Source organism: Rhodococcus sp. IEGM1339, assembly GCF_050321925.1.
Taxonomy (GTDB): Bacteria; Actinomycetota; Actinomycetes; order Mycobacteriales; family Mycobacteriaceae; genus Rhodococcus; species Rhodococcus pyridinivorans.
Genome location: NZ_JBNQFT010000003.1, coordinates 266,742 through 288,646, shown reverse-complemented (window position 1 = coordinate 288,646; position 21,905 = coordinate 266,742). Strand labels below are relative to the sequence as shown.

Annotated in this window: 26 protein-coding genes; 12 read left to right on the top strand and 14 right to left on the bottom strand. The window is 67.4% G+C overall.

Annotated features, from left to right (window positions below; genetic code table 11):
* Positions 1 to 46: 46 nt before the first annotated feature.
* Positions 47 to 1,258 carry a DUF445 domain-containing protein gene (locus ACQR3U_RS05970; RefSeq protein WP_269065393.1) on the bottom strand — a complete coding sequence of 404 codons (1,212 nt, stop codon included), beginning with the start codon at positions 1,256 to 1,258 and terminating at the stop codon, positions 47 to 49.
* Between the two features lie 156 nt (positions 1,259 to 1,414).
* Here ACQR3U_RS05970 and ACQR3U_RS05965 point away from each other — a divergent pair, with 156 nt between their 5' ends.
* The 3 genes from ACQR3U_RS05965 to ACQR3U_RS05955 all read left to right on the top strand — a co-directional run bounded on the left by ACQR3U_RS05965 (position 1,415) and on the right by ACQR3U_RS05955 (position 3,550).
* A complete protein-coding gene (locus ACQR3U_RS05965) occupies positions 1,415 to 2,158 on the top strand; it encodes a TetR/AcrR family transcriptional regulator (protein WP_024101752.1) in 744 nt (247 codons plus the stop codon).
* 44 nt (positions 2,159 to 2,202) lie between these two features.
* A complete protein-coding gene (locus ACQR3U_RS05960; protein ID WP_006552388.1) occupies positions 2,203 to 2,556 on the top strand; it encodes a DUF4873 domain-containing protein in 354 nt (117 codons plus the stop codon).
* A gap of 136 nt (positions 2,557 to 2,692) precedes the next feature.
* Positions 2,693 to 3,550 carry a polyphosphate kinase 2 family protein gene (locus tag ACQR3U_RS05955; RefSeq protein ID WP_230809957.1) on the top strand — a complete coding sequence of 286 codons (858 nt, stop codon included), beginning with the start codon at positions 2,693 to 2,695 and terminating at the stop codon, positions 3,548 to 3,550.
* A 101-nt stretch (positions 3,551 to 3,651) separates the two neighbouring features.
* On the opposite strand, the gene ACQR3U_RS05950 is transcribed toward ACQR3U_RS05955, so the two are convergent.
* The 4 genes from ACQR3U_RS05950 to ACQR3U_RS05935 form a co-directional block, all read right to left on the bottom strand.
* Positions 3,652 to 3,873, bottom strand: a complete 222-nt coding sequence (locus ACQR3U_RS05950) for a hypothetical protein (RefSeq protein WP_006552390.1) — start codon at positions 3,871 to 3,873, stop codon at positions 3,652 to 3,654.
* Between the two features lie 81 nt (positions 3,874 to 3,954).
* Positions 3,955 to 4,500 carry a dihydrofolate reductase family protein gene (locus ACQR3U_RS05945; RefSeq protein WP_230809956.1) on the bottom strand — a complete coding sequence of 182 codons (546 nt, stop codon included), beginning with the start codon at positions 4,498 to 4,500 and terminating at the stop codon, positions 3,955 to 3,957.
* Positions 4,497 to 5,504 (bottom strand): helix-turn-helix transcriptional regulator, encoded by a 1,008-nt coding sequence (locus ACQR3U_RS05940; RefSeq protein ID WP_230809955.1) that lies wholly within the window; start codon positions 5,502 to 5,504, stop codon positions 4,497 to 4,499. Before ACQR3U_RS05940 ends, ACQR3U_RS05945 begins: the two co-directional genes overlap by 4 nt.
* A gap of 67 nt (positions 5,505 to 5,571) precedes the next feature.
* Entirely contained in the window at positions 5,572 to 6,429 is an 858-nt protein-coding gene (locus ACQR3U_RS05935) for an SDR family oxidoreductase (RefSeq protein ID WP_230809954.1), read from the bottom strand.
* A 197-nt stretch (positions 6,430 to 6,626) separates the two neighbouring features.
* On the opposite strand from ACQR3U_RS05935, the gene ACQR3U_RS05930 reads away from it, so the two are divergent.
* Complete coding sequence (locus ACQR3U_RS05930) at positions 6,627 to 7,646, top strand: iron-containing redox enzyme family protein (protein WP_006552394.1); 1,020 nt, start codon at positions 6,627 to 6,629, stop codon at positions 7,644 to 7,646.
* Positions 7,647 to 7,724: 78 nt separating this feature from the next.
* Here the strand turns inward: ACQR3U_RS05930 and ACQR3U_RS05925 are convergent, their stop codons facing one another.
* The 3 genes from ACQR3U_RS05925 to ACQR3U_RS05915 form a co-directional block, all read right to left on the bottom strand.
* A complete protein-coding gene (locus tag ACQR3U_RS05925; protein ID WP_230809953.1) occupies positions 7,725 to 7,997 on the bottom strand; it encodes a hypothetical protein in 273 nt (90 codons plus the stop codon).
* Positions 7,998 to 8,123: 126 nt separating this feature from the next.
* Positions 8,124 to 9,230: an NAD-dependent epimerase/dehydratase family protein gene (locus ACQR3U_RS05920; protein WP_230810014.1), complete on the bottom strand. Its 1,107-nt coding sequence runs from the start codon at positions 9,228 to 9,230 to the stop codon at positions 8,124 to 8,126.
* A 46-nt stretch (positions 9,231 to 9,276) separates the two neighbouring features.
* Positions 9,277 to 9,822 carry a Dps family protein gene (locus ACQR3U_RS05915; protein WP_006552397.1) on the bottom strand — a complete coding sequence of 182 codons (546 nt, stop codon included), beginning with the start codon at positions 9,820 to 9,822 and terminating at the stop codon, positions 9,277 to 9,279.
* Positions 9,823 to 10,040: 218 nt separating this feature from the next.
* Between ACQR3U_RS05915 and ACQR3U_RS05910 the strand changes: the two genes are divergently transcribed.
* Positions 10,041 to 10,196 (top strand): DUF6131 family protein, encoded by a 156-nt coding sequence (locus tag ACQR3U_RS05910; protein ID WP_230809952.1) that lies wholly within the window; start codon positions 10,041 to 10,043, stop codon positions 10,194 to 10,196.
* Between the two features lie 211 nt (positions 10,197 to 10,407).
* On the opposite strand, the gene ACQR3U_RS05905 is transcribed toward ACQR3U_RS05910, so the two are convergent.
* The 4 genes from ACQR3U_RS05905 to ACQR3U_RS05890 all read right to left on the bottom strand — a co-directional run bounded on the left by ACQR3U_RS05905 (position 10,408) and on the right by ACQR3U_RS05890 (position 13,528).
* Positions 10,408 to 10,662, bottom strand: coding sequence for a CDGSH iron-sulfur domain-containing protein (locus tag ACQR3U_RS05905; RefSeq protein WP_230809951.1), 255 nt, complete (start codon positions 10,660 to 10,662; stop codon positions 10,408 to 10,410).
* A 4-nt stretch (positions 10,663 to 10,666) separates the two neighbouring features.
* Positions 10,667 to 11,296 carry a HemK2/MTQ2 family protein methyltransferase gene (locus ACQR3U_RS05900; protein WP_230810013.1) on the bottom strand — a complete coding sequence of 210 codons (630 nt, stop codon included), beginning with the start codon at positions 11,294 to 11,296 and terminating at the stop codon, positions 10,667 to 10,669.
* A 199-nt stretch (positions 11,297 to 11,495) separates the two neighbouring features.
* Positions 11,496 to 13,088 carry a phytoene desaturase family protein gene (locus tag ACQR3U_RS05895; protein ID WP_230809950.1) on the bottom strand — a complete coding sequence of 531 codons (1,593 nt, stop codon included), beginning with the start codon at positions 13,086 to 13,088 and terminating at the stop codon, positions 11,496 to 11,498.
* Positions 13,085 to 13,528 carry an SRPBCC family protein gene (locus ACQR3U_RS05890; RefSeq protein WP_006553563.1) on the bottom strand — a complete coding sequence of 148 codons (444 nt, stop codon included), beginning with the start codon at positions 13,526 to 13,528 and terminating at the stop codon, positions 13,085 to 13,087. The genes ACQR3U_RS05895 and ACQR3U_RS05890 overlap by 4 nt, the downstream gene beginning before the upstream one ends.
* A gap of 115 nt (positions 13,529 to 13,643) precedes the next feature.
* On the opposite strand from ACQR3U_RS05890, the gene ACQR3U_RS05885 reads away from it, so the two are divergent.
* Both ACQR3U_RS05885 and surE read left to right on the top strand, forming a co-directional pair.
* Positions 13,644 to 14,603: a 1-phosphofructokinase family hexose kinase gene (locus ACQR3U_RS05885; protein ID WP_006553564.1), complete on the top strand. Its 960-nt coding sequence runs from the start codon at positions 13,644 to 13,646 to the stop codon at positions 14,601 to 14,603.
* Positions 14,600 to 15,391: a 5'/3'-nucleotidase SurE gene (gene surE, locus ACQR3U_RS05880; RefSeq protein ID WP_006553565.1), complete on the top strand. Its 792-nt coding sequence runs from the start codon at positions 14,600 to 14,602 to the stop codon at positions 15,389 to 15,391. Before ACQR3U_RS05885 ends, surE begins: the two co-directional genes overlap by 4 nt.
* 171 nt (positions 15,392 to 15,562) lie before the next feature.
* Here surE and ACQR3U_RS05875 read toward each other — a convergent pair whose 3' ends face one another.
* On the bottom strand, positions 15,563 to 16,549 hold the full coding sequence (locus tag ACQR3U_RS05875) for an alpha/beta hydrolase (protein WP_230809949.1): 987 nt from the start codon (positions 16,547 to 16,549) through the stop codon (positions 15,563 to 15,565).
* 256 nt (positions 16,550 to 16,805) lie between these two features.
* On the opposite strand from ACQR3U_RS05875, the gene ACQR3U_RS05870 reads away from it, so the two are divergent.
* From ACQR3U_RS05870 to ACQR3U_RS05855, 4 genes are all read left to right on the top strand, one after another.
* On the top strand, positions 16,806 to 18,332 hold the full coding sequence (locus ACQR3U_RS05870) for an FAD-dependent oxidoreductase (protein WP_033096136.1): 1,527 nt from the start codon (positions 16,806 to 16,808) through the stop codon (positions 18,330 to 18,332).
* 88 nt (positions 18,333 to 18,420) lie between these two features.
* Positions 18,421 to 18,987, top strand: coding sequence for a type 1 glutamine amidotransferase domain-containing protein (locus ACQR3U_RS05865; RefSeq protein ID WP_006553568.1), 567 nt, complete (start codon positions 18,421 to 18,423; stop codon positions 18,985 to 18,987).
* Between the two features lie 99 nt (positions 18,988 to 19,086).
* Positions 19,087 to 19,233 carry a hypothetical protein gene (locus ACQR3U_RS05860; protein WP_019291152.1) on the top strand — a complete coding sequence of 49 codons (147 nt, stop codon included), beginning with the start codon at positions 19,087 to 19,089 and terminating at the stop codon, positions 19,231 to 19,233.
* A 139-nt stretch (positions 19,234 to 19,372) separates the two neighbouring features.
* Complete coding sequence (locus ACQR3U_RS05855) at positions 19,373 to 20,815, top strand: alpha,alpha-trehalose-phosphate synthase (UDP-forming) (protein WP_006553569.1); 1,443 nt, start codon at positions 19,373 to 19,375, stop codon at positions 20,813 to 20,815.
* A gap of 85 nt (positions 20,816 to 20,900) precedes the next feature.
* Here the strand turns inward: ACQR3U_RS05855 and ACQR3U_RS05850 are convergent, their stop codons facing one another.
* Positions 20,901 to 21,098 (bottom strand): hypothetical protein, encoded by a 198-nt coding sequence (locus ACQR3U_RS05850; RefSeq protein ID WP_019291151.1) that lies wholly within the window; start codon positions 21,096 to 21,098, stop codon positions 20,901 to 20,903.
* 449 nt (positions 21,099 to 21,547) lie between these two features.
* Between ACQR3U_RS05850 and ACQR3U_RS05845 the strand changes: the two genes are divergently transcribed.
* Entirely contained in the window at positions 21,548 to 21,904 is a 357-nt protein-coding gene (locus tag ACQR3U_RS05845) for a hypothetical protein (RefSeq protein ID WP_230809948.1), read from the top strand.
* Position 21,905: the final 1 nt, after the last annotated feature.

The following is a 21,905-nucleotide window of genomic DNA, read 5'->3' as shown; positions in this document are numbered from 1 at the left end:
GACAAGTGCTAGCTACAGCAAGCACCTTGCTAGCACGTGACCGCCGTCACGCGAACAGCAACTCCGAGACCGTGTAGATCGTCAACCCGGCGAGTGAGCCGACCACCGTGCCGTTGATGCGAATGAACTGCAGGTCGCGACCCACGGCGAGTTCGATCTTGCGGCTGGCCTCCTCGGCGTCCCAGCGCTCGACCGTCTCGCGGATGACGGAGGTGATCTCGTCGGCGTAGTTGGACGCGACGAAACGCACCGCGTCGAGCAACCAACCGTCGATCTTGGTGCGCAGCTCGGCGTCCTCACGCACCCGGATGCCGAACGCCATGACGTTCTCCGCGATCTTCGTGCGCAGGGTGCTGTTCGGGTCGTCCACCGAGTCGAGGATCATTCGCTTGGCCGTCCGCCAGGTCGCCGCGGCGAGCCCGGTGATCTCGTCGCGGCCCATGATCTCGGCCTTGACCTTCTCCGCCTTGGCGATGGTCACGGGATCGCTTTGCAGGTCGCGGGCGTAGTCGGCGAGGAACTTGTTGACCGCGAGCCGCACCTCGTGGTCGGGATTCGACCGCACCTTCCACGTGAACTCCACGAGTTCGCGGTGGATCTTCTCGCCGAGCAGCAGGTCGACGAACTTCGGCGACCACGACGGCGAGTCGCGGCTGATCACGCGGTCGATGGTCTCCTGGCTCCCGAGCGCCCACTGGTGCGCGCGTTCGGCGAGCATGTCGACGAGCGGCAGGTGGCGGTTCTCGGCGAGGAGTTCGGTGAGGACACGCCCGATGGGCGGTCCCCATTCCGGTTCGGCGATCCGCTTGACGATGGTGTGGTCGATGATCTGCTGGATGTCGTCCTCGCGCAGGATTCCGACCACGCCGCGCAGGACCGTCGACGTCTCCTTGGCCACACGCTGGGCGTTCTCGGGTTCGGCGAGCCAGGTACCGACCCGCAGCGGGATCTGCGCCGACTCGACCTTGGCCGACACCACCTCGGGTGCGAGGAAGTTGTTGCCGACGAACGAGCTCAGGTTGGCGCCGAGCTGGTCCTTCTTCCGCTTGATGATCGCCGTGTGCGGGATGGGTATCCGTAGTGGGTGCCGGAACAGGGCGGTCACGGCGAACCAGTCGGCGAGCGCGCCGACCATGCCGGCCTCGGAAGCCGCGCGCACGTAACCCACCCATGCGCCGGCGCCGCGGGATTCCTGCCAGCGGCAGAAGAGATAGATGATCGCGGCGGCGACGAGGAAGCCGGTCGCGACCGCCTTCATACGGCGGAGTTCTCGGCGTTTGATCTCGTCGTCGGTCGTCAGGAGCTGCACCCGATCGATTGTGCCGAAAGTCGGCACTCGGCGGACGGATCGCCCTCGAGTTCTGAAGGACGGGGGGCCGGATCGTAGACTGAGCCGACGATCGAAACCGAACGGATGTGCCACACAGTGTCCAGCAGACCGCAGACGACTTCGACCACGACCTCGAGCGAGGCCGCCCCGCCCGTGAAGCAGGACGGCCGCAAACGGCGCTGGCACGAGCACAAGATCGCCCGCCGGGAAGAGCTCGTGGACGGCACCATCAACGCGATCCGCTCCCGCGGCCACGAGATCGGCATGGACGAGATCGCCGCCGAGATCGGCGTGTCGAAGACGGTGCTCTACCGCTACTTCACCGACAAGAGCGACCTGACGACCGCGACGATGCTGCGGTACGTCGAGACGGTCCTTGCTCCCCGGATCTACGCGGCGGTCGCGGAGGATCTCGACGAGTACGAGCTCACCCGGGAGGCGATCACCGCCTACGTCGAGACCGTCGCCGACGATCCCGAGGTCTATCTGTACGTGATGAGCAACAGCGCGTCGGCGGGGCGCGACGTGGTGGCCGATTCGGAGCGGATGATCGCCGAGCTCGTCGCTACCGTCCTCGGGGAACGGCTGCGGCTGCTCGAGATGGATTCGGGTGGTGCCGTGCCGTGGGCGTACGGAATCGTCGGCGGCATCCAGCTCGCGACGCACTGGTGGATCTCGAACAAGTCGATGACCGCCGAGGACCTGATCGATTATCTGACGATGATGATCTGGGGCGGCATGAACGGCATCGCCGGAGTCGCCGGATCTCCGGTGCGCTTCAAGTCGCAACCGCATCCACTCCTGCCGGAGTCGTCGACCACTCCCTGATCGACACCTTTACTGTTACTCGAAGTTGCACGTATAGTGCGGGTGTGAGCGACCACGCCGACGACCTGCACGACGAGGACGATCCCGGCTACCGCGGTCCCGCCGAGGTCACCGTGGGCAACCGCACGGTCGCCGTCGACGTCGAGATCTCCGGACGGTTCGACCCCCTGCTCGGCCGGCACGTGTGGCGCGGCCGGCTCCGCAGGCTCGCCGAGACCCTCGGAGCAGACTCCTCGCCTGCCCCCGGCACCACCGTGACGATCACGGTGCCCGACGCCCCCGAGACCGCGACCGCCCGCATCTCGGAGGTCGACCTGTGGGGCAGCCACATGGTCGACGGCATCTCGCGACCGCCCTACCCTCTGCCAACCGAGACCGACGGTGTCGATCCCGCCTGATCACGACTGCGTGTGGCACACGCCCGATGACCACTGCGTGTGGCACACGCCCGATGACCACTGCGTGTGGCACACGCCCGATGACCACTGCGTGTGGCACACGCCCGATGACGCCTGCGTGTGACACGCTGTCGGGATGACGAAGGACGACGTCTTCCGGCCCGCATCGATCGTCGAAGCCCTCCGGGCGACGCCCGAGACCCGCGTCGCCGAGATCGACACGAACGGCACCCCGGGATTCGACGGCGACAAGGCGCTCGGCGAACGTCTGTTCGCCGAACGTGGTGCCGTCCTCTCCGATCTGCAGGAGATGCTGTTCGCCGAGGGGCGGACCGGCGGCACCCGCTCGGTGCTGCTGATCCTGCAGGGCATGGACACCGCCGGGAAGGGCGGCATGGTGCGTCACGTCGTCGGCCAAATCGACCCGCAGGGCGTCGACCATAAGGCCTTCGGGGTGCCGACGGAGGAGGAGAAGCGGCACCACTTCCTGTGGCGGATCGCGAAGGCCCTCCCCCGCAACGGTCAGCTCGGCGTCTTCGACCGGTCGCACTACGAGGATGTGCTGGTCGCGCGGGTGAGATCACTGGTGCCGGAGAATGTCTGGCGCGGACGCTACGACGTGATCAACCGGTTCGAGAGCGAAGTCGTCCGGGAGGGCACGACCATCGTGAAGGTCGCGATGTTCGTCTCGTTGGACGAGCAGAAGAAGCGCCTCGCCGAGCGCCTCGAGCGCCGCGACAAGCACTGGAAGTACGACCCGAGCGATGTCTCGGAGCGCGCCCTGTGGCCGCAGTACCAGCAGGCCTATCAGGACATGCTGGATCGGACCAGCACCGACGAGGCGCCCTGGTACGTCGTACCGTGCGACCGCAAGTGGTACAGCCGCCTCGCGGTGACGGAACTGCTCATCGACGCGTTCGAACGTCTCGACCTCGATTGGCCGGAGCCGACTTTCGACATCGAAACGGAGAAGCGCCGACTCGCAGAGTCGTGATGTCACAGACTCGCTGAGTCGTGATGTCACAGACTCGCAGAGTCGTGATGTCGTGTGAGTGATGCGAGTCGGCTTTCACCGACTCGCGTCAGGTATCACCCTCAGAACAGATGCGGGGTGTCGTAGTGCCGTCTGTGGTCTCGGCGCACGGTTCCGGCCATCATGCCGAATGCCGCGCCGAGTGCGACGACAGCGCCGAGCGCCGCGACGAGCGCCCAGCCCGAGAATCCGTACCCCGCGGCGACGATCGTCAGGGCGATCATCAGGATCGAGGCGAGTGCGAGCGCATAGGCGCTCCAGGCTACGAACAGATTGAGTTTCACGACCGGCCTCCTCGGACGAGGTGTGTCCCTCTCGATGCCGACGGTACCTGCACGTGACTCGCATCACAACCGACCGGTGGATTACTTCAGCACCTCGTAGCGGAGGACGGCGAACTCGCCGCTCTGCCCGAGCTCGGTGAGGCGCATCTCCACGTGTAGCGGGAGCAACGGACGGCCGGAACCGATGGTCACCGGCGCGAAGGAGACGACGAGCTCGTCGAGCAGACTGCGCTCGGCGTACTGTCCGGCGAGATCACCGCCGCCCACCATCCACAGGTCGCGGCCGTTCGCGGCCTCGGCCATCTCGTCGTAGACCTGACGGACGTCCTTCTGCGTGAAGCGGATGTCGCCGGGTTCGTCGCCTGCCCGGGCGACGGGCAGGTCGTCGCGATGCGTGAACACCCAGCAGGGCAGGTCGTACTCCCACTTGTCCTCGCCTGCATGGTCGAGCACCCAGCGGTAGGTGGACGATCCCATGACGATGGCGCCGATACCGGCGATGAACTTCTCGTAGTCGAACGGCCCGCCGTCACCGGACTCCCGGGTGAGCAACCAGTCGAGCGAATGGTCCTCGGTGGCGAGGAAGCCGTCCAGTGTGCTTGCGGTGTAGTAGATCATCCGGGTCATGAGCTGCTCCTGTTCCAGTCGAGTGGATCTCCGTGATCGACGTCGAGCCCGACCGCCCGCATCATGTGCCGCGCGAGTTGACGGCGGTGTGCGGCGAAGGTGAGGACGTGGGCGACCACTCCCCCGAGGACGAAGCTCTCGGGAGGGTCGCACAGGGCGTCGATGAGCACGTCGCCCCAGGCGCCGCGGCGATGGATGTCGCGGATCGTCTCCACCCAGCGCGGAGCAACGTCCTCGAAACGCACTGTCAGAGAGTCGATCCCGTTGTCAGAATCCTCGGGGTGGTCAGCGCCGGCCATCGAGGCCAACCACATCTCCTTGGCACGTACCAGGTTGCCGAGCACACGTGAGACGGATTCCTCGGGACCGTCCCATTCGAGGACCACCAGTCCGGGGAACCTGATCCGGTCGCGCTCGTCGTCGTCGAGCTCGGTGGCGCGCTCGAGGAGATAGCGGGTGTCCGCGAGGTCGTGCTGCACCATCTGCGCGAGGACCTCGGCGGCCGGGTAGTCGGGCGCGGTGGACCGCCCTCCGTCCTCCTCGACCCAGAGATTGGTGGGCGGATGGAAATGTACGCCGTTGGGGGCGGGCAACCAGTGATCGACGGGCGCGGGCGCCCAGTGGTCGACGGGTGCGGGCGCCCCGGGGTCGACGGGCGCAGGCGCCCCGGGATCCCTACGGCCGGTGCCGAGCACCCGGGCGGCCTCGCTGGGCGGATATCCGTAGGCACGGACGAAGGCCCGGGCGAACCCTTCGACGCTGTCGTAGCCGGCGGCGAACGCCGCATCGGTGACCGAACTGCCGTGACGCAGTTGCCAGGCGGCACGCTCGAGCATCACCCGGCGCCGCAACGCCACCGGCGACTCGCCGGTGCCCACCGCGAAGGTGCGGCTGAAGTGCCACTGCGACGCGTAGGCGTGCTGCGCCATCCGTTCGAGGGTCGCGTTGTTCTCGTCGAGAACGGCGTCGAGCAGTTCCCGCAGTCGATCACGGCCGAAGGTCATGCGTTCAGTGTCGCGCGCAGACCCCGGCCGCCGCCCGACCGTTCTTGCTCTCTACCGGCTCACCCGGTCAGCCCGGCATGGTCTCGCCGCCGAGCGGGGCGAGTACCTCACCGCTGTAGTACGACGACATCGTCTCCGATGCGAAGAAGACGTAGGACGGGGCGATCTCGTCGGGCTGCGCGGCGCGGCCGAAAGGGGCCTGTTGCCCGAACTCGGAGACCTTCTCCGCGTCCATCGTCGCCGGGATCAACGGTGTCCACACCGGTCCGGGCGCCACGCAGTTCACGCGGATCTGCCTGTCCTGCAGTGCCTGCGCGAGCGAGTAGGTCAGGGCGATCACCGCGCCCTTGGTCGCCGAGTAGTCGATGAGCGTCTTGTTGCCGCGCAGACCGTTGACCGACGCGGTGTTGATGACGGAACCGCCCGGCGTCAGATGCGGCAGGGCCGCCTTCGTCACGTGGAAGAAGCTGTCGATGTTCACGGCGAAGGTGTGGCGCCACTGCTCCTCGCTCAACTCGGCGAAATCGTCGACGGGCTGCTGGGTGCCGGCATTGTTGACGAGGATGTCGAGGCCACCGAGTTGCTCGACCGTCTCGGCCACCACCGCCCGGCAGTGCTGCGCGTCGCCGAGGTCGCCCGCGATCACGTGGCATGTGCGGCCCTCGCGTCGCACCAGGTCGGCGGTGTGTTCGGCGTCGCGGTGTTCCTCGAGGTACGCGATCGCGACGTCGGCACCCTCCTTCGCGAAGGCGACGGCGACCGCCCGTCCGATGCCGGAGTCGCCGCCCGTGACGAGGGCCTTGCGGCCGGACAGCAACCCGCGGCCGACGTAACCGCGCATCTCGTCGGCGGGGCGCTCGGCCATCTCGTCGGTCTCACCGGGATAGTCGATGGTGTGTGGTTCTCGTCCGCGGTCCTCGCTCATGGCCGCCGGATACCCACAGGCTGCACCGATATTCACGCCCGTTTCCCCGGTCCGCACCGACCGACGGGTCGTTTCTGCACCGACCGACGGGTCATTTCTGCACCGACCGACGGGTCATTTCTGCACCGACCGACGGGTCGTTTCTGCACCGACCGACGGGTCGTTTCTGCACTGCTCCGAGAGGGTAACCCCGGCGTATGGCTCATGAGACCCGGATGTGCGACGTGCACGACGCTCCGCTTCCCACACCCCGCGGACCCATCTCCGCCGAGATCGTCGAGCGACTCGGTGGCCCGGTGGACGATGCCGTGTGGGACGTCGCGACCGACGGCGCGGATGCCTACGGCGAGGACGTCCAACTCGCTCTGGCCGTTCTCTACGAGCTCCACTACCGCGGGTTTGCGGGCGTCGACCCGGCCTGGGAATGGGCACCGGGCCCGCTCGGGGTCCGGGCGCGTCTCGAGCGCATCTTCCTCGATCGGCTGCGCGCCGACGTCCCGGCTTCCGACGATCCGCAGGGTGTCCTCGAGGACCTGTGCCGCGAGCCGGACGACTCGTGGGGTGTCTCCCACGAGCTCGCCGCGAACGGCACGTGGGAGATGATGCGCGAGTTCTTCGTGCATCGCTCGATCTACCACCTCAAGGAAGCGGACCCACACGCCCTCGCGATCCCTCGACTGTCCGGTCGCGCCAAAGCCGCGCTGGTCGCCGTCGAGTTCGACGAGTACGGCGGAGGTCGGGCCGAGCGCATGCACTCGCGGTTGTTCGCCGACCTGCTGCTCGCCGCCGGCCTGAAGGACGACTATCTGGGCTATCTCGACGTCGTTCCCGCCGTCACCCTTGCAACGGTGAACTTCATGTCGTTGTGCGGTCTGCACCGCGCATATACGCCGATGTTGGTCGGGATGTTCGCCGCGGCCGAGATCACCACCGCCCCCAGCGCCCGCCGCATGGTCGAGGCTCTCGAGCGTCTGGGCGCCGACGACGCGTGCGTCCTCTTCTACTCCGAGCACATCGAGGCCGACGCCGTCCACGAGCTCGTCCTGCGGCACGACGTGGTGGGTTACATGATCGAACAGGATCCGGCTCGGGCGCAGGACATCTCGTTCGGTGCGCAGGCCATCGAGTTCCTCGAGGGCCGGCTCGGAAGCCATCTGCTGGGCAGCTGGACCGCCGGTCGCAGCTCGCTCCTCACGTCGGCGGAGGCACCGGCCTGACACTCGGGTACGAGTCAGCGAGTGGAGCCCCGGGACAGTGCGTCCCGGGGCTCCACTCGTCGGTGCCGGGGTCCCGGCTCAGTTGATCAGGCCGGGTTCGTGTGTGGGGGTGCCACCGGACCCGCGGAGGCGGCGTCGACGGAGGTTGAGCGCGGACATCACCACGCCGACGACGATGAGCACGGCGGCAGCGATGGCTCCGACGATCACCCATCCCTCGAATCCGTCGCCCGCCGCGTAGAGGACGAGAGCGACGACAGCGATCCCCGCGAGGATGCAGGCGTATCCGACCCAGCCCGAAGCTCGGGACGCAGTGGTGGGAGCGTGAGCTCGATTCGATGGTTTCGTCATGGTGGTGGATACCGCATCCGGCCCTCCACGAAACCGGCCCTCCACGAACCCGCCCTCCACCGCCCAGCAGGGGACGACGGAGGGCGGCGGATGGTCCTGCGCAGGAGAGCGTTACGGCCGAGAGTGTTACGGCGGTATCCGCCGGCCGATGGGCCCGCGTTCGACGAGCGCGGCGAGTCGTTCGCGCGCGCTGCGCGGAGAGAGGACGGGGCTGTCGGTGCCCGTCGCGCTGCGCATGCCGCGCACCGTCTCGGACCACACCTCGGGACCGTCGTACTTCGGCGACCATCCGAGTTCCTCGCGGGCCCTTCTGCAGTCGAGCATCGGGCAGGTGTAGGCGAGGTCGATCCATCCGCCCTGCACCGGTTGCAACCGTAGGCGCCAGGTCGCTTCGGCGAGCGCCGACAGACCCCATCGCGGCACCGGAATCGTCGGGCAGTCGAACGGAGCGGCGAAGTCCCGCGCTCCCACCGGGGTCGGTGCACCCAGGTTGAACGGACCGGGCACCCGTCGCTCGAGCGCTGCGACCAGCGCGTCCGCCACATCGTCGGAGTGCACGGCGGGAATCGTGAGCGTGTGATCGATCGGGATCAACGGCAGATGGTTCGTGATGCCGGCGGGCACGAACTCGGGCAGCACGTAGCGTTCGAGGCCCGAGCCGGAGACGAGCTGCCCGATGAATCCCGGGCGGAAACGGGTGAGGACGGGCACGTTCGTGCCGGACTCGAAGTCGTCGAGGAATGTCTCCGCCGCAACCTTGTCGACGCTGTAGACACAGGTGGGCACGCCTTCGCGGGCCCACGACTCGTCGACCTCCCGACGGTAGGCGCCCTCGGAGTACACGGCGGCGGAGGACATGTGGATCACGTGCGCGACACCGGCGTCGGCGGCGGCCGTCATGACGGCGCGGGTGCCGTCCACCGCCACCCGCCGGAGATAGTCGCGACGGTGCGAGGGCTGGAATCCCCAGGCCAGGTGCACAACGGCGTCGGCCTCCGCGAAGATCGGAGTCAGGACCCGGGCGGCGTCGGGAGCCCCGAGGTCCACGGCGCACCATTTCGCCGCCGCATACGGATCGCGCGCCGGGGGAATCCGGCGCGCGATCGCGACGATATCGAGTTGTGCGGGGTGAGCGGCCAGCCTGCGCAGGAGCGCCGTGCCGACATTTCCGCTCGCTCCGGTGACGACGATGCGTCGTGGCAGACCGGTTCGGGGCGTGGGAGCCATCGGCATCGTCGTGGGAGCCATCGGCATCGTCGGTATCGTCCGGGTGTCCCGGTCAGCGGGCCGATTCCGCTGCGTCCTTCTCCGTCTGCGCATCGGCGTTCGGGAGAATACCGGCAGCGTTCTCGAGGTGGGCGCGGACGAACCACTGGAACTTCTCCAGCTGGCCGGTCTGGCCGATCAGGACGTCCTCGGTGATCGGGTCGAGCTTGCCGACCTCGTCGATCGCCTTGCGGTTGTCGGTGATGATGCCGTCGTAGACGAGGTCCAGCGCAGCGAGGTGCGCCTGCGCGGTGTCGCGGCCGACCGAGTAGTCGTCCCACGTGCGGTTCTTCTCGATGGCGCCCGGCGTGCCCTTGGGCGACGCACCGAGCGCGGCGATCCGCTCGGCGACCTCGTCCGCGTATCCGCGCACGAGCTCTACCTGCGGGTCGATCATCTCGTGGACGCCGATGAAGTTCGGACCGACGACGTTCCAGTGGATGTGCTTCAGCGTGAGGTGCAGGTCGTTGTAGGCACTCAGGCGCTCCTGGAGAATCTTCGCGGTGCGCGAGCCGTCGGCATCGCTCAGACCGGGAACCGTGTAGCTCGAGTTCGACATATTCTTCCTCCGGAATGCTCTCGGGTGTGTCGGAAGGCGAATACCCGAGGCACGGTGGAATCCAAACATCCGGGCGCACCGGACGTCCCGTGACCTGCGTCGAATGAATTTGTCCGGATCAGGCGAGTCACAAACGTTTGGAAACGGACCAACCCGGTTATTCGATCGCCGGGCACCGAGGCTTCCAGGTTTCGGTCATGACATCTGAGGTGGCGACAATGATCATTCTGGGTCTGATTCTGTTGGTGGTGGGGTTCTTCACCGGTATCTCGATCCTCACCATACTCGGAGTGATACTTCTGGTGATCGGCGTGATCCTTGCGATCTTGGGCGCGACGGGCCGGGCGATCGGCGGACGCGCGCACTGGTACTGACCCCCTGTCGATCGTCCGTGCCGGAAGGAGACGTCCGGCACGAGGCAGAACTGCGGATCCCGGGTGCTCACGGCACCCGGGATTCGTCGTTTCCGGACCCTTACGACCCCGCCCCGATACGACAGGCCGACCGGCGGCCCGGGGTCCCGGAACGACGTCCGGGCCGGCCCCTGTGCAGGGACCGGCCCGGACCGGAAGGTTAGTTCGATGCCTAGGTGTCGGTGCGCGCCGCCGCCTTCGGCGTACGGAGTGCGCGATGGCTGGTGTCGCAGAGGGGGTACAGCGCGCTGCGGTGACACCGGCACACGGCCACCACGAAACGGTCCGAGACCGTCTCGGCGCCGTCGTCCTCGACGATCCGCACCGGGCCCTCGACGAGGGTGGGACCGCCCCTCACCTGCCGCACGACCCGTGCGTCGCACTCTCCGTCGGCGGTGAGCTGCGTGATCTTCGGTGCCTTGCTCACGTTCTCAACTCCTCGTGCGGGGGCGGTCGGCGCGGACGACGACCACCTCCTCGGTCAGTGCCCCGGGCTCCGCCAGCTGCGACGAGTACAACAGATAGTCCGTGCGGTTGCGAAGGACCGGTCCGAAGGGGATACGGCTGCGGGCGACGACGGATGCCTTGAGGTCCGCCTCACGCAGCCGGGACAGTGTTGCCTCCACACCGGTGAACTCGGAGTGCACGATCAGCGCGAATCCGCCGGGCGTGAGCAGGGTGGGCAGGCTGTCGCACAACGGATCGAGCACGCAGCGTCCGTCGGCGCCGGCATCCCAGCGCGGGTCGCGGTTCTCCCCGTCGCACGGAACGTACGGCGGATTCGACAAGACGATGTCGAACGGACCGTGGCGCAACGCCTCGTCCAGGCCTCCCTGCCGGGCACGGATCGGCAGCCGGCGCGACCACGCGTTGACGCGGGCGCTGAACACGGCTCGCGGGTTGATGTCGAAGGCCGTCACCGACGAAGCACCGAGCATGGCGGCGTTCACCGCCAGAAACCCTGTCCCGGTGCAGAAGTCGAGCACCTTCGCACCCTTCGTACCGCCTGCGTACGCAAGCGCGCCTGCGAGCAGATACGAATCCTCTTGGGGGCGGTACACCCCCGGAATACGCCATACCCGCGGCGAATCCGATCCGTCCAGCGCCAGGGAAGCTGTCACGTCACACCACCTCGGTATCTCGAGTTCGACGGCATCTCCACCACCCCGGGCCGAAAACCCGGATCCGTCCGTTCGCGGGCGGATACCCGCGCGACTTCCGTGTGAAACACGCCACCGTTCCGCGTGGGAGGCCCAGCAATCACGAGAACAGCACCCGGCGAGCGGCATTTCGCACGCGTCGGGTCACCGGAGCGGTGCGTTTGCCGTCCGCGAGTGCGGCGTGGGCGGCGTTCCAGCCACCCATGCCGTGGACTCCCCCGCCCGGATGCGCACCCGAGCTGGCGAGATACACCCCTTCGACCGGGGTCCGCGGTCCACCGAAACCGGGAGTGGGCCGCAGGAACAACTGCTGGTGGACCTGCGCGGTTCCACCGTTGACGGCGCCGCCGACGAGATTTGCGTCGGCCGCTTCGAGGTCGCCGGGTCGCTGGACGTGCCGGCCGACCACGCGTGCACCGAAACCCGGTGCGTAGGCCTCGAGTTGCGCGTCGACGCGTTCGGCGAGGTGGTCGGCGGACGCGTCGTCGGTGATGCCCCGCGGCAGATGTGTGTAGGCCCAGCAGCTTTCGGTTCCCTCGGGCGACCGCGTCGTGTCGGTGGTGGTCATCTGCCCGAAGAGGAGGAAGGGCGACTCGGGGACGACCCCGGTGGACAGATCGGCCGACCACCGGATCATCGCGTCCGTATCGGCACCGACGTGCACCGTGCCGGCCCCGCTCAACGAGGGCGAACGCCACGGCACGCGGCCGTCGAGCGCGTAGTTCACCTTCACGACCGGGGTGTCCCATTCGAACTTGCGCAGGTCGTCGAGTACCCGTGACCCGACGGCGTCGGCCGGGAGGAGCCGCGTGTACAGGGCCGGGGCCGAGGTATCGGCGAGGACGGCATGTCGCACCTTCACCCGCTCGCCACCGGCGATCCGGACTGCGGAGACCTTCCCGCCCTGCACCTCCACGCCGACGACCGGCGAGTCGCACCGCAGCTGGGCACCCGCTGCGGCGCCGCACCGGACCAGCGCGTCGGTGAGCGCTCCCGCGCCGCCGACCGGCGCGGGGAATCCGACGTCCTGCGCGAGCATCGTGAGCATGTAACCCATCACGCCGCTGCCGGGCGCCTCGGGCGGTGTGTCGGCATGCATGGCATTGCCCAGGAGCAGCAGCCGCGCCGCCGAACCGCCGAACAACTCGGACGACATCCGGGTGACGGGCAGCGCGAGCATGCGCGCGTAGCGCAGCAGATCTCCCGTCTTCATGGTGCGCAGCAGGTCCACGGAACCCCGGACCGGCGGGAACGGACCGAGGAGCAGTTCGAGAAGCGCGCCGCGTACCTGCTTCCACTGGTCGAACAGCGCCAGCCACGCTTCCCCGTCACCGACGTAGCGACGCTCGAGGTCGGCCGCCGTGTCGGTCGGATCCGGAGAGACGACGATCGCGTCCTCGTCGTCGGGGCCCAGCGGGTGACCGAAGGCCTTCGGGGAACGCGCCCAGCGGAGGCCGTGCGACGCGAGATCGAGGGCTTGGAAGGCCGGTGAGGCCACACCGAGCGGATAGAACGCGCTGAACAGATCGGCGCAGTATCCCGGGTGAAGTTCTGCGCTGCGCACCGCTCCACCGGGTTCGGGTTGTTCCTCCAGTACGAGGACGTCCCATCCGGCGTCGGCGAGCACCGCGGCGGCGGTCAGACCGTTGGGTCCGGCGCCGATGACAACCGCATCGACCGTCGCGTCGCTCATTCGGTGGCGCCTTCGGCGAGCAGCACCAACCGTCTCAGGCATTCCTGGTTCCGTGGCAACACCATTTCCTCCTGTACGCGATCGGGGACGAGGGCGTACGGTCCTTCGACGACGTGTTCGGCCATCGTGATGCGGGTGCCGCCGTCGTGGGTGGGTTCGAGCGAGATCGCGATCTCGGCCTTGCCGAACAGCCAGGCACGTGCGCGCAGCACCAGTTGCCGTTCGGGCACCACCTCGCTGACCTCGGTGTGGTCGTCGAGCAGGAGAGGCCACAGACCCACCGAATGATGGATCCGGGTGTCCCGTTGCGGCCAGGCGGGGTCGACGGCCCGGATGCGCGACGCACCCACCACCCATGCCGCGTACCGCCAGCCGTCGGCGAGGATCTCCCATACACGCGCCGGTGCCACCGAAGTCTCGATCGTCGCGATCCTGGCCATGCCCGCTCCTCATCTTCTGGACGACAGCTCGCTTGCGGCAGACGCATACCCCGCTTCCGCAGGTGTCACACGACGCCGGGTGTCATCGCTGTTCGGAGGGGGTATCCGGGCGGGCATGGAAGCCGAGAACATCCCCTCCTCCAACCCGTACGCCTTCGTCTTCGCGCCGTCCCCGCTCCTCACGGTAACCCTCGAGAAGGCACCCGACGGAAGCACCGAACTGCACGTCCATCCCGGCGGGCAGGGATTCTGGATCGGCCGCATGGCGGCGACCCTGGGAATGGACGTGCACCTGTGCGGACCGTTCGGCGGCGAGTCCGGCACGATCCTCGTCGACATGATCAACCGCGAAGGCGTGACGGTGCATGCCGTGGAGACCGCATCACCCAACGGTTCCTACATCCACGACCGGCGCGAGGGCGAACGGAAGGAGATCGTGGAGATCGACCCGCCGGCACTCACCCGTCACGAGACCGACGATCTGTTCAGCGCGTCGCTGGCGTCCGCGATGTGCGCGAAGGTCGCGATGCTGGGCGGACCGCACAACGACGACGCCGTACCGAGCGAGGTGTACACGCGCCTGTGCGCCGATCTGGGAGCCCTCGGCATCCCGGTCGTCGCCGATCTGTCCGGCCCCACCCTCGGTGCGGCCCTCGAAGGCGGGGTGACCGTGCTGAAGGTGAGCCACGAGGATCTCATCGAGGACGGTCGCGCGAAGTCCGAGGATCTCGACGATCTCATCGAGGCCTTGCACCGTCTCCACGACGAAGGTGCCGCCTCGGTGGTGATCTCCCGCGCCGGCGATCCGGCGATCGCACTGGACAACGGAACCATCTGGGAGGTGGAGGCACCCTCGGTGCAGACCGTGGACCACCACGGTGCCGGAGATTCGATGACCGCCGGCATCGCGTCGGCCTACGCCGCGGGCGCGAAGTTCGAGGACGCGCTGCGTCTCGGCGCCGCAGCAGGTGCGGTCAACGTCACGCGCCGCGGTCTGGCGACGGGGCATCGTGGCGCTGTGGAGAAGATGGCCGAGAAGGTGGAGGTCCGGAAGGTGAAGGGGAAGCGTTCATGAAAGCACTGATCGTCAACGACGACGGCATCGACAGTCCCGGTCTCGCCCTGCTCGCCCGCCTCGCGGTCGAGGCGGGATTCGACGTGCAGGTCGCGGCGCCCCATGTCGAGCGCAGCGGCGCCAGTGCATCCTTGACCGCTCTCCAGGACGAAGGAAAACTCCTGCTCAGCCGTCGCCCGCTCGACGACCTGCCCGAGGTGGAATCCTATGCGGTGGAAGCATCTCCGGCGTTGATCACCTTCCTCGCCTCGTACGGCGCGTTCGGGACGGCACCGGACATCGTGTTATCCGGAATCAACCTGGGCCCCAACACCGGTCACGCGATCCTGCATTCGGGCACGGTGGGTGCAGCCCTGACCGCGGCCACCCACGGTGCCCGCGCGGTCGCATTGTCCCTCAACGGGACAGCTCCGTCGCAGTGGGAGACCGCCGAGTTGGTGACCCGTCGCGCTCTCGAGTGGGCCGTCGAACACAGCCGTCCGGGCACGGTTCTCAACGTCAACATCCCCGACATGCCCGTCCACGAGTTACGCGGACTGCGCAGTGCTCCTCTGGCAGGATTCGGTGCCGTCCAGGCCGAGATCGGGGAGGTCGAGGACGACGGCGACATCTCCCGCGCCTTGCCGGTCACCTTCCGGGCGGTCGAACTCGACGAATCCCACGACAGCGACGCCGTTCTCGTGTGCCGGGGGTGGGCGACCGCGACCGTGCTGACGATGCCTTTCGAGGTGGCGGAAGCCGATCTCGGAACCTTGGAATTCGCCCACTCGGGTAGTTCGCAGCAGTAGGTGCTGTAGAAGGTTCCGGGACTGCTCGGTCACGAGTGCCGCGACCGAGCGGTCCCGACTCCAATTGATTCGGGCCGCTGCAGTTCTCAGAGAACTACAGTTCTCAGAGCACTGCAGTTCTCAGAGCACTGCAGTTCTCAGAGCACTGCAGTTCTCAGAGCACTGCAGTGCTCAGGCGACTGCGGAATCGGAGACGTAGCGAGAGATCGGCGTGACGACGGACCGTTGCGCACGACCGGTCGTGTCCGTCACGGACTGCACGAACCGGCCGGCCTCCGCGAGCGCACGCCGGCTCTCGGGAACGCTGTCGGCGAAGATCGGGAAGGCGTGCACCTGGTGTCGCCACAGGTGCAGGTCGCAGCTGACCCCTGCCTCCCGCACGGCCCGCGCCATGGATTCTGCGTCGCTGCGCAGCAATTCGTCGTGACCGGCGTGGATCATCACCGGGGGCAGCACACTGAGGTCGTTGTCGAGCGGGCACATCAGCGGTCCGGGCTCCCCGTCGACGGTCAGACGGGTATGGGTGCCCTCGATGTAGCGTACGAGCGACTGCACGGCCGATCCGGGGAACATGGGGCAGGCCGCCTGCATGTCGTGTTCGGCGCGACGATCGGAATCGAGGTCGACGAGGGGCGACAGCGCGACGATTCCGGCGGGGCGGGGCAGATCGGATTCCGCGATGGCCAGGGCCGTCATGAACGACAGGTATCCCCCGGCGGAGTCGCCTGCGATGACGATGTCCTCTCCCCGATAACCTTTCTCGCACAACCACTCGTAACCGCGTACCGCGTCGTCCACCGCCTGTGCGATGGGAGCGTTCGGCAGCATGCGGTAGTCGACGCTGAGCACCGCGCCGTCGGCGCGATCCGACAGGCTCACGGCCAGCGAACGATGAGTGTTCAATCCGCACATCAGGAACGCGCCACCGTGCAGGTACAGCACCGCGCGCTTGGTCGATCGTCCTTCCGCGCGGATCCACTCTGCACTGCACGCGCCCAGGTCGACGTCCACGTACTGGGCTCCGGAGGGCTTGGGGAGGAGGGACGCAGCGCCGTCGACGACCGACAGTGGCCACGCGAAGTCGGGCCGGGCCATCCATGCCCCGACGACCGGCTTCGCGAGTGCGCGTACCGCGCCCCGAACGACTCGGGAGCGCACGCTTCCACCTCGGTGGGTGCGGCTGACGCCCTCACCTCCACCGAAATCGTCGATCTCAGAAGACAGCACTGGAACCTCCCGTGGGACACCCACGAAACCGGTTGATTTATTTCGCCTTACGCCACGTGGTACTGCGGTTTACCCACACCTGTCCGGCATCGAAACACCCGGTTCGGATCACGAACCGGAAACAACGATGCGAGAGGCTCCCGCAGCGCCCCGTTTACCGGTCCGGTCGGGGAGGTAACCAGCGCATATGCCTACCGAGACCACGGTGTCCCTCTGGCGGGATCGCGCCCCGCACATCGCGACGTACGACGACTGGACGGCCCGCCGGGAGCGCTACGACATCGTGGTCGTCGGCGCCGGGATCACGGGCACCGTGACGGCGCTGCTCCTCGCTGAGAGGGGACTGCGCGTTGCGGTGCTCGAAGCCCGGGACATCGGGGCGGTGACCACCGGGAACACCACCGGCAAGGTCAGCGTCCTGCAGGGCACACGCCTGTCGCAGATCGGCCGCAGACATTCCGGTACGATCCGTCAGGGATATGTCGACGGCACCCTCGCGGCACAACGATGGGTGGTCGATTTCTGCACGCGGCACGGACTCGACTTCGACCGTGCGGACGCCTATACCTACGCGCAGGATCCGTCGAACGTAAGCATGATCGACGCGGAATACCACCACTGTCGCGCCGCCGGGTTACCGGCCGAGAGGGTCGGTGAGATCCCGCTGCCCTTCGGCGTGGCCGCGGCAGTCACGATTCCCGACCAGGTGCAGGTCGATCCCATGCCCATTCTGTTCACGGCGGTCGACCGGGCGCGTGCGTGCGGCGCCGAAGTGTTCGTCGGGCGGCGCGTGAAGACCGTGGACACCGAGGACGCAGGATGCATCGTCCGCACCGACGACGGCAACATCCGTGCAGATCGCGTCGTACTTGCAACCGGCATCCCCATCCTGGACCGCGGTGCATTCTTCGCCAGGATGGAACCCGACCGCTCGTACTCCATCGCCGTCGAAGTGCCCGGTGGCCCGCCGGAAGGGATGTTCTTGTCCGCGGACAGTCCCACCCGGTCGCTCCGCACCGCCTCTGCGGCGGGAACGTCCTCGTCGGCGGATCGACTACTGCTCGTCGGCGGCAACGGACACGTCGTCGGCCGGCACGATTCGACCCGTTCCGCATACGACGACCTGCTGCGATGGAGTCAACGGACCTTCCCCGGCGCCCACGAACTGTACCGGTGGTCGGCGCAGGACTACACGAACATGGACAGCCTCCCCGAGGTCGGCCCCGTCCTGCCCGGTGCCGACCGGATCTGGGTGGCGACCGGCTTCGGCAAGTGGGGCATGACCGGCGGGGTCGCGGCGGCGCACATCATCGCGTCCCGGTTCTCGGAGTCGCCGGATCCCGAGGTCGAGGCGTGGGCGCCCGCCATGGCGGCATGGCGCACCGAACTGGTGACCGGCATTCCCACCGCAGCCAAACTCAATGCCACCGTCGCATTGCACATGGCCAAGGGCTGGTTGCAGGCCGCGACGTCCTCCGGATCAAAGCCGGAAGAAGGACAGGGACGGGTGGTACGCAGTTGCGGACGTCCCGTCGGCGTGTCCACGGTCGACGGCCGGACGCACCGCGTGAGCGCGGTCTGCCCGCACCTCGGCGGAATCCTGCGGTGGAACGACGCGGAGTCGTCGTGGGACTGCCCGCTGCACGGCTCCCGATTCACTGCCGACGGCACTCTGCTGGAGGGGCCCGCGACCGGCAACCTTTCCCCCAGGTGACGCCGAGGTGGAAAAAGGCGTGAGAGCCCGCGTTTCACACCATCCGAGCCGGGTAATTCTGACAGCAGCCGAGAAAGGACACACGAACATGAATTCCGCCGATGGGGCACGACTGTCCGGACTGACCATCGCAATTCTCGCGACGAACGGAGTCGAGGAGGTCGAGTTCGTCGAGCCGCGTAAAGCTCTCGAGGACGAGGGCGCCACGGTCCGACTCGTCTCGATCGAGCAGGGCGAGATCCAGGCAATGGAGAAGGACGTCAACGCCGCAGGGAAATACACCGTCGATCACCTCGTCTCGGAGGTCTCCCCCGGCGACTTCGACGGCCTGGTGCTTCCCGGTGGAACCACGAATCCCGATCAGCTGCGCCAGGACGACAAGGCCGTGTCGTTCGTGCGGGAGTTCGTCACCTCCGGGCGCCCGGTCGGCGTGATCTGCCACGGACCGTGGATGCTCGTCGAGGCCGACGTGGTGCGCGACCGCACCCTCACGTCGTATCCGAGCGTTCGTACCGACATCCGCAACGCCGGCGGAAACGTCGTCGATCAAGAGGTGGTCGTCGATCGCAACCTGGTCTCGAGCCGCAACCCCGGCGACCTGCCGGCATTCTGCAAGGCACTCATAGATCTCTTCGCGGCGAACCCCGCGAGCTGAATCGTTCGGGCCACGACGCAGGCCGATCCTCGTCACTTCACCGACCGCGACCACAAAGGTCCCGGTCCATCTCCGCCTGTTTTCGAAAGGACCTCGACGATGCTCGAGCAGAGCCCCGTTTCCGGCGCCACCTTCTTCCCGCCCGCAGCCCTCCACCAGGGCGTGCGATTCAGTACCGCGGAGATCAAGAAGCGTATCGACGAAATGTTCGACAACCCGGCTGCTCCCCTGCCGAGCGAAAGCTGATTTTCCGGAGAACTGCTGGTCGAAGGCCCGCAGCGGTGCACGCAATTTGCGGCCCCCTACCCGCCTTGATAACAAGAAGTAGTCGATTTCGAACATGTGGGATTGGTTCGCCGTAAGGCAGTTGCACGAAGGCGGGATTATGAACGAACCGAACTCCGACGATTTCGTCGTGGTCGCCAACCGTTTGCCGGTGGATCTCGAGACGCCGACCGACGGTGGCCCGCCGGTCTGGCGACGCAGCCCCGGTGGCCTGGTGACCGCGATGGAGACCGTCCTGAGGTCCAACAGTGGCGCCTGGGTCGGCTGGCCCGGCACTCCCGACGTGACGGTCGATCCCTTCGAGGAGGACGGGCTCTCGCTGTATCCGGTGGAGTTGTCCTCCCAGGAGGTCGAGGAGTACTACGAGGGTTTCTCGAACGACACTCTGTGGCCGCTCTACCACGACGCGCTCATCCCACCCACTTTCGATCGCCGGTGGTGGCGGACCTATCGCGCGGTCAATCAGCGATTCGCCGAGGCCGCGGCCCGTGCCGCTGCCCCCGGGGCGACGGTGTGGGTGCACGACTACCAGCTCCAGCTCGTTCCCCGGATGTTGCGTGAACTCCGGCCCGACGTCACGATCGGTTTCTTCCTCCACATCCCCTTCCCGCCTACCGAACTGTTCCTGCAGTTGCCGTGGCGGAAGGCGATCGTCGACGGTCTGCTCGGCGCCGATCTCGTCGGTTTCCATCTCCCCGGCGGGGCACAGAACTTCCTCTATCTCGCCAACCGGCTCTTCGGACTTCCGGCACCGCGCGGGACCTCGTCGGGCGGCACCATCGTTCTCGGCGACCGGCAGGTTCGTGTCGGTGCCTACCCCATCTCCATCGACTCCGCGCAGCTCCGGGAACGTTCCCGCGACACCGCCGTTCAGGAGCGTGCCGCCGAGATCCGCAGGGACCTGGGCGATCCGGAGGTCATGCTGCTCGGCGTCGACCGGCTCGACTACACCAAGGGGATCGACGTACGTCTCGAGGCCCTGCACGAGCTGTTCGCCGAAGGCACCCTCGATCCCGAGAAGGTCGTGATGGTGCAGTTGGCCACGCCGAGCCGCGAGCGTTTGACGGCGTACGCACAACTCCGCGACCAGGTGGAGCGCGAAGTGGGTCGGATCAACGGCGAGTTCGCCCGGCTCGGTTCTCCCGTCGTCCACTACCTCCATGCCTCGGTCGACCGCGACGAACTGCTCGCGATGTACACCGGTGCCGATGTCATGCTGGTCACTCCCCTGCGCGACGGCATGAACCTCGTCGCCAAGGAATACATCGCCTGCCACCCCGACGGCAGCGGTTCGTTGGTGCTCAGCGAATTCGCCGGGGCGGCAGCCGAACTCCGCCGCGCTCTTCTGGTCAACCCACACGATCTCGAAGGCGTCAAGCGCGCGATCGTGGAAGCGATAGAGGAGGACCCGGCCGAACGGAAGAAGCGCATGAAGACCATGCACGCGCACGTCATGGAGTACGACGTCGCCCGCTGGTCGCGCACCTTCCTCGAGGACCTGCGGGCCACCTCGGGTGCGCACGTCACCGCCTCCGGAAGCTAGGCGTGCGGGTCCTCTCCGACATCTGTCGGAAGAGGACCCGCACGCTCCGCACCTCGAACAGCGACAGACCCGAAGGAATGCGGACCTACCCGCTCGGCTGCGGCACCTCGCACTCGACCTGGGGATTGACGCCCGCGTAGTTGAGCGGCCCGGCCACCACCGTAACTGCCACCGTCGCGAGACTGCTGCAATTCTGGTCCGAGTCGCTGAAGTAGCCGCGCTGACCGGCCGCCACCGCACCGATGATCAACCAGATCAGGACCACGAGACTCACCAATCGCACGACCTCACCTCGATCCGTCTCATATGCCGGACCGTCCGGCCGGGTAGCAATACCCGAGGGGGAAACCGAACAAACGCACCGAGCGCCCTGATCCGGCCCTAACGGACAAAACTCTCCGAGGCCGGATCGGGCGGGGATGAATCCGGGTCCGGCGGCGCCTGGCGCTCGCAGGAAACGGGCGTCGAACTGCGGGCACTGGCCGAACGACTCGTACACGAGATCACGTCCTTGCCGGCCCTTGCCGAACAGCATCGGAGTCACTTCGACCACGTCTTCATGACCGTGCACCAGCACGCCTGACGCCCGGCTCACCCCACCTCTCGTGGGGTGACCACCGCACATCCGGATTGGGCGACCTGGCCGGGGGTACTCGGAGAGCGAGTCACGCCGGCCGTTACGCGCGTGCGCCGCCATCGCGCGTGCACCGTTCGGCCACGAGAAGGAGAGCCATGACCCAGGATGTGGAGAAACGCTTGAACGACCCCCGGACGGCCCGTAAGGCCACGATGTACGCGGGGGGCGTGATCGTCGCTGCGCTCGTGGTGATGGGCGTCGCCATCCTCTGGGGCACGAACTCCGGGCAGGACTGCAGCGACGCCGCATTCGCGGTGTGCACCGATCCCGCCCGCCAGATCCTGGTCTTCGGACCCACACTCGTGCTCCTGCTCGGCGGACTCGGCGCACTGCTGACGGCCTACCGCACGTGGAAGCGCGGCGGTCGCTGGCCGATCTGGCAGGGTGCGGGATGGGTACTGCTGGTGCTGATGGTCGTCTACGCCACCATCTCCGCCCGCGCCATCATCTGAT